A 7,531-nucleotide genomic window follows, 5' to 3' on the forward strand; every position below is an offset into this window, starting at 1 on the left:
TAAAATACAAAACGTATTTTAATTATCACGCGTAACCAAAGTTATTAAACAGAACGCGTGTTTTTTGTTTTTAGAGAAGGGGAAGAAAGTTTGTAGAAAATTATGTTTAAAAATCATCTCTCTTTATATCATTTTACAACGGTTATTTTTTTCTTTGTATACAATACTGATGCAGGTGAGATTTCTTCTGAGAAGAAGCCATATTCATGTAACGAAAGTGCCTCATTTTATCGCTGTAATGATGGTAAAACGCATGAAATTACCAAGAAAACTTATCAACTTACGGGTGAAAGTTCTTATGCTGCCATAGAGGCATCAGGGAAAAATACAGTCATTGAGGGAGAGGCTATAATCATTAACGGTGTTTCGAATGCACATGGACATTCAGAAACAAACGCTTGGACAACAGCTGTAAAGTCCTCAAATGGGGGAGGCGTTGCTCTATTTGATTCCATGTTAAATAACGTGTCGATAGGGGCCGATATTAATGATGAGGGAGCTTTTGAAATGCAGGATGGGGTGATTAAAGCAACCAGAATGGGGATCAGTGTTGGGGGTAAAGGGTCGTTTGTTTCTTTGACCAAGACAGAGATTAAGACATCTTCTGATGCGATAGGTCTTTTGAGTCATAATGGTGCAAAAATTTATATGAAAGGAGGAAAAATTGATTTTGCTGATGGTATTGGTGTTCAAACAGGAGGAGATGGAGAAATTAATTTAGAGGGCGTTTCTATTACTGGGAGGGGGAAACAGGAAACAAATACAGATAATCATCGTGAAGGTTCTGCTTTTAGTATGCTTCAGGGGAAAGGCTCTCTTAATTTCCAGAAGGGAAACGTTAATGTCGACAATGTTCATGGCATTGTAGTGCAGGGGAATAACCATAATGCTGCTCATATAAAATATTCCAATGTTTTTGTGAGAGGGAATGGATTTAATGGCATGCACTTTTTTTGGGAAGCTGTCTTAAATGATAAAAAAACAATTATACCTGGAAAAGGGACTGTCCATTTGACAAAGACAACTTTTATGGCTCCAGAAAGTACGGCTATTTATAGTCGAGAATTCGAAAGTTCTGTTAAACTCTTACAAAATTCAAAAATTTCTGGAGATTCACTCCTGAAAGCTGTTGAGCGTTCTAATGTAAAGATTGAGGCTGATGCTTCTACCCTTGTAGGAGGCGCACATGTTGATGAAAGTTCTACAGCTAAGATAGATTTAAAAAATGGTTCAAAGTGGATTTTATCGCGACCAAAATATGACAAATTGCAAAATTCTGATGCTTCTGGTTCTAGGTTAAAAGATTATTCTTCTATTTCATCGGTTAATCTTACGGATAGTTCTCTTGTTTTTGAAGAATTAAAATCTAAAAAAACAAATGGTTATCAGACACTTCTCATTGGAAAAGGATTTGGGACTGTCTATAAAGCGCACGGTGATGTGAATCTTTATCTTAATGCATATTTGGATAAAGGCGGAGCTCTGCAAGAGCAAAAAACTGACCGGCTTTTAATCAATGGTGATCTTGAAGGAAAAACAACAGTTCATGTTTATAAGATTCCTGGAAGTTCAGGGGCATTGACGGGAGATGGTGGTAATAATCAGGGGATTTCCATTATTCAGGTTTATGGAAAAGCCATGGAAGATTCTTTTCAGTTAAAGGGGGGGTATGTCACACTTGAAGCCTCCCCCTATCAGTATCATCTTAAGAGTTATGGTCCAGGCTCTTCTTTAGGGGCGGCAGATTCCAATCAAAGAGTGCTTAAAAACTCTGGAACATTTTGGGATTTCCGACTTGAAAGTCAATTTGTTGATTCCACTAAAGTTTTTCCTGTTCTTGATTTGGTTGTCCCCCCTTCTTCTGATGATATTCCTTCTTTTTCTAAAATTCATCCTAATATTACTGGAGGTGAGGATGGTTCTATTGATTCTAACTCTCAGCAAAAGTCTCAGGAGCCAAGTCTTTCTTCTCCTGTAGATTCTCCTGATAGGGATTCCCATCTTACGACCACACCTAATGTATCTGATGTTTTTGTACTTGAGATCCCCAATCCTCTTTCCTCTCTTGCACCTGTTGTTCCCGCTATTGCTGAATCTAATCCAGTTTCTCCACCTGCATCTGGTTCACCTGTTCCGTCATCTGTTTCATCCACTCCTTCTGTTGTTTCCCCAGTTGCATCTGGTTCACCTGTTCCGTCATCTGTTTCATCCACTCCTTCTGTTGTTTCCCCAGTTGCATCTGGTTCACCTGTTCCGTCATCTGTTTCACCCACTCCTTCTGTTGTTTCCCCAGTTGCATCTGGTTCTTCTGTTCCGCCATCTGTTTCACCCACTCCTTCTGTTGTTTCCCCAGTTGCATCTGGTTCACCTGTTCCGCCGCATGTTTCACCCACTCCTTCTGTTGTTTCCCCAGTTGCATCTGGTTCACCTGTTCCGTCATCTGTTTCATCCACTCCTTCTGTTGTTTCCCCAGTTGCATCTGGTTCACCTGTTCCGTCATCTGTTTCACCCACTCCTTCTGTTGTTTCCCCAGTTGCATCTGGTTCTTCTGTTCCGCCATCTGTTTCACCCACTCCTTTTGTTGTTACTCCACCTGCGTCTGGTTCTTCTGTTCCGGCATCTGTTTTTGAGCCTTCTTCTCATTTTGAGCCAAATGTGAGAGTCGTTGTTCCACAGGTTTTGACTTATATTCTTGTGCCAAATACCTTATTTTATGCTGGATTGATGGATATCAGTAATCAAAGCAAGCAGTTGCAAGCGCTGCGAACTGTTCTTGGTCGGTTGTTGAAAAATGATGAAAATCCCGCTTTGTTTTTGCGCGGTTACGGTGGACATCATCATTATACTTCAAATTTGTCTGCATTTAAATATGGTGATTATGGCGGTGAGCTTGATTATAATGCACTAGAGGCAGGTATTTTACTCAAGAAAATCGAAAGTGCATACAGTACGACATCTTTTGGGATTATGGGAAATTATGGCAAGCTTTCTTTGCAGCCTCGAAAGGTTAAACAAAGTCAAGAAAGTATATTTGATAAATGGACAATAACAGCATATGGAAGCATGCAGCATGATACGGGTCTCTATATGGATGGTCTCTTCTCTTATGGTTTGTTTAATGGAAATGTTCTCACACTTGAGCGAGGTAAAACGGCTGCATTGAGAGGGAAGCCCCTAAGTGTTTCTTTAATTGCTGGTAAAACGTTTATGATAGGCAGCCGATATTTTATTTTTGAACCACAGGTTCAGTTTGTTTATCAAAATCTCCAGTTTCATAAGACTCGTGATATTGATAATTTTAATATTGATATGCGAAGTCCAGATCATTGGGGGATGCGTATTGGTGGGTATTTAACGAAGACACTTACATTTACTAAAGATAAAGATGCACATGTTCTCTCATTCTATGGTAAGCTTCATTTCATTCGTAGTTTTGATGATAAACAATTTGTATATTTTAAAGATGCCTTCCAGCTTGGTTCCTTTGGGACTTCTTTAGAAGCTGGATTTGGTGTTTTTTCGCAATTATCTCCCAAAATTATTTTTCATAGCGATCTGATTTATCAGCATAAATTTACGAGTGACGGCTTTTCCGGAACGCATTTTTCTGGTGGATTAAGTTATCATTTTTAATTGTATTTTTCTTTAATACATCCTTTGTGAAAGACATAAGCACAAAACACGGTTTTGTTGTGTCGTTTTTCTGATTTTTGACTTTACATATAATACAAAACAAATTATATGTAACGGTGCATAATAAGTAGATGAACTAGGTGTGTCTTTTCAGTTTTTTATGAATAAAATAAAGGAAGTTTAGACTAAATTATGATTAAAGTACTAAAACGCTATGTGTGTGTTCTCTTACGACCTCTATTTCTTTCTTCGTGCACAATATAGATGTGAGTGCAGAAGATTATAACCCCTCGTGTAATTCTCTTTTTAAGCTGCAAAAAAGTAAAGGGGAAAAAGGCTTTCAGGAACTGATGGAATTTTAGAATTAAAGAGATCTGAGAAGATTACATCAGCAGTGATTGTGTCAAAAGATAATAAAACTTCTTTTAAAAAGAGTTCTATTACAGGAAATGGCGAAAAGAAAAGTGGTAGAAATGCTACGTTATCTCAATCTGTGTTTGGTGTGAAGCAGGGTGGTTCTTTCCTTTGATGAAGGTAAGATTCAGGTTTCTGCTGTTCATGGTATAGAGGCAAGTGTCTTGCTCAATGCGATTGAGGATACACATCACACTTTGAGCTTTGGAATAATGGAGAATAATGGAAAAAAACTTTCTACAACCTCAAGATGTTAAAGAAAGCAAAAAAGTACATTTGATAAATGGTCTATTACAGTATATGGCAGCATGCAGCATGATACAGGCTTTTATATAGATGTCCTTTTTTCCTATGGTTTATTTAAAGGGGATGTTCTCACGCAAGCAAGAGGCAAGACAGCAACATTGAAGGAAACACCTTTGAGTGCTTCATTGATTGCGGGCAAGTCATTTACGACAGGGCATAAAGGGGTTATTTTTGATCCGCAGGTTTAGGTTATTTATCAAAATGTGCGGTTTGATAAGGCGTCTGATATTGATGGTTTTGATATTGAGATGGGAAAACTTGATTTATGGGTGATGCGTGTTGGTGGTCTTTAAGAAAGATGCTTGCTGCTTCTGAAGAGGCTCTTGTTGTTTCTTTCAATTGCGAGCTTCAGCTTGCCATTAGTTTTAGAGGAAAACAACGTGTGCGGTTTGGAGATGAATTCCAATAAGGGCTTTTGGCTCTTCTCTAGAAACTGGAATGGGATTGAAGGCTCAGTTGTCTTCAAACTTTGCTTTGCATGGAGATGTAACTTATCAGCATTGCCTTAGAAAAGGTGGTTTTTCAGGGATTATTTTTTTCAGGCGGTTTATACTATCGTTTTTAGGTGCCTGTGAAATATAGAGTAATTTTTACATAAGTTATAGAGTGTTTTTGAAGTATAAAGTGATTATTTAAGTTTTATACTTGCTATTTTTAGTGTGTTTAACTTAATGTTATGGGGAATGTTTTTTATTTTTAACTAACAGGGGGAGAAAGGCAAATTGGGAATAAAGTTATGGTTAATGTATTAAGCGGGTATAGATTTTTATTTATTACAACGGCTATTGTTTCTTTTTTGCCAATCGTGAGTGTTAATGCGAATCCTAATAATTTAGGAACTTCCTGTAATGTATCAGGGAGTTTTTTTACATATAGCGATAGTAAAAAACATACGATAAGTAATAAAAATTATACTCCTTCTGTCTCTTCTCTAGATGATTTTATTGCTGTCTTCTCTATAGAAAAAGAGGGAACTGTTTTAAATTTATTAGAGACAAATATTATCTCGCATAGGCCAAAGCAGTCATTTTTATATAGTGCATCTGTAAAAGATGATGGCAAGCTTGTTCTAACCAATTCAAATATTAAGGATATGTCCGGTTTTCGTGTTCAGAACGGGCAAGTTGTGATGAATAGAGGGAAGATTGAAGGTAGTTTGCAAGCTGTATGTGCAGAAGGAAAAAAAACCGATATTGCTTTAGTGAGCGTAAATATTGATATTGTATCAGATAATTTGAATGCAAAAGGGATTGGATTTGTTAGTAGTTCTGATGCATTCATTAGGATGTCAGGCAGTACTATTACTTTTAATGAGATTGGTGCGTTTTCAACACAATTTGGGGGAAAATATCTTATTGATACAACCAATATTCAGGGAAAAGGTAAGAAACACACGATTGTAGTTGATAATGAAAGTATTGATGAATTTCCAAGAGCTTTTGACATATCACAGGGTGGTAATGTTCAATTACGTGGTGATTTTATTCAGCTGACTGATATGCATGGCTTCTTGATTACGAATTTTGCAGGTTATGCAGATGCTGAAGGTAAATTGATTCAAGAATACGCTTCATCAAATGCGTTTAAAAATACAAGTATTAAGATAGAAAAAAACAATATTTCTGTTCAGGGTGAGGGAGTATACGGTCTGTATTTTTATGGATTAGGTCCAGATGTATGGGGTGATATGTTTAAGGTAGGGAGTGAAAAACTTTCAAAAGTAGAAAAAATTGTTTGGGGTGAAGCATCTTTGCATTTGTCACAGACAACTTTTTCAGTTCCTGATGGTATTGCCATTTATAGTACGGGAGATGATATTTATGGAGCTGAAGCTACCATTGAATTAACAGAAAGGACAAAGATCTCTGGTGATTTATTGTTAAAGGCTCAAAATAATTCTTCTCTATTGGTGAAAGCAAAGAATTCTACCCTTACAGGGGGTATTCGTGTTGAGGATGTATCAACTGTTCACTTAGAATTAACACATGGCTCTGCATGGTATCTCACCAAAAGGAAACATACAGATTTACAGGAATCTCTTCCTGTAGATTCATTACTTTCGTCTATAAGCATTTCTGATAGCACAATTTTTTTTGATAAATTTATATCTCAAGATTATCAAACGCTATATATTGGAAAAGTATATATTGAGAAAGGAAGTAATCTAAATGACATAAATCCAATAGAGGGGATACAATATGATAAAGAAGCCTATAATGCAAAGGGAAATGTGCAGATTAAGATGAGTGCGTTTGTGAATAATGACGGCTCGTTTAATCCTCAAAAAACTGATCGTATTTTGATCTACGGGAATGTTTTGGGAAGTACACTGCTCATGATGGAGAAATTTTCCAAAACCCTAGAAGGAGAAGCTGGCAATAAAGGAAGTCAAAGTATTTCACTTGTTCAAGTTGCTGGGACAGCAGAGGAAAGTTCTTTTAAGTTAGCCAATAGTTATACTACGGTGAATGGATTTCCTTATCAATATAAACTTCGTGTCTATGGTCCAAGTTCTTCTTCTGGAAATGCAGATCCAAAGAATAGATTGGTTGTTGGAGAAGGGGATTTTTGGGATTTTCGTCTCGAAAGTGTTTATATTGGTCCTGAATTAGATTCTTCTGAAACTGCTTCTAAGCCAACGTCTACAGTTTTACCTCCTCAATCTGAAGAAGAGACGGTTCCTTCTAAACGACCAACAGAGACTATTTCACCTGAACAACCCCCTTCTGTTGAGCCTCCACTTATACCATCTACACCTTCTTTGCCTGAGGGATCTGAACCGTCTGAAACATTTATCCCTACGGATTCGACGCTGACTCCTTCTGCACCAGTTCCGTCTCCCTCTGTACCAACAGTTCCAGAAAATCCTTCTGCTGTGCCTATGCCTGCACCATTTGTTCCAGTTGAGACTTCTACGGATGAGGTTATGCCATCTAAGCCATCTGTTCCGGTATCACCTTCATCTACAGATTCTGTTTCTCCTCCTTCTACCCCTGTTGAACCAAAGCCATCTGGGGATTCTGCCCCTATTAATCCTTCGTTTAATCTCCAAATTAGAGCTGTTGTTCCACAGGTTCCAACTTATCTTCTTTTGCCAAATGCCTTATTTCATGCTGGTTTAGTGGATATGATCACGCAAAATAAGACGTTGGAGACAATGCGGAATGCTTTTCATTCC

At 37.6% G+C, this 7,531-nt stretch carries 2 protein-coding genes and 1 pseudogene; all 3 read left to right on the forward strand.

Annotation, left to right across the window (positions count from 1 at the left end; all coding sequences use genetic code 11):
• Positions 1-102 precede the first annotated feature (102 nt).
• A complete protein-coding gene (locus tag ACFINL_RS08120; protein ID WP_375651352.1) occupies positions 103-3,633 on the forward strand; it encodes an autotransporter outer membrane beta-barrel domain-containing protein in 3,531 nt (1,176 codons plus the stop codon).
• Positions 3,634-4,190: 557 nt separating this feature from the next.
• Positions 4,191-4,918: pseudogene (locus ACFINL_RS08125) on the forward strand (autotransporter outer membrane beta-barrel domain-containing protein); the annotation flags it as partial.
• Between the two features lie 171 nt (positions 4,919-5,089).
• On the forward strand, positions 5,090-7,531 hold a 2,442-nt coding region (locus ACFINL_RS08130), incomplete at its 3' end, for an autotransporter outer membrane beta-barrel domain-containing protein (RefSeq protein WP_375651355.1).

Source organism: Bartonella sp. AA78NXGY, assembly GCF_042197005.1.
Lineage (GTDB): Bacteria > Pseudomonadota > Alphaproteobacteria > Rhizobiales > Rhizobiaceae > Bartonella.

Excerpts from the sequence above, each read along its gene's own strand:
- ACFINL_RS08120 (WP_375651352.1), top strand. The coding sequence starts at position 103 with ATGTTTAAAAATCATCTCTCTTTATATCATTTTACAACGGTTATTTTT.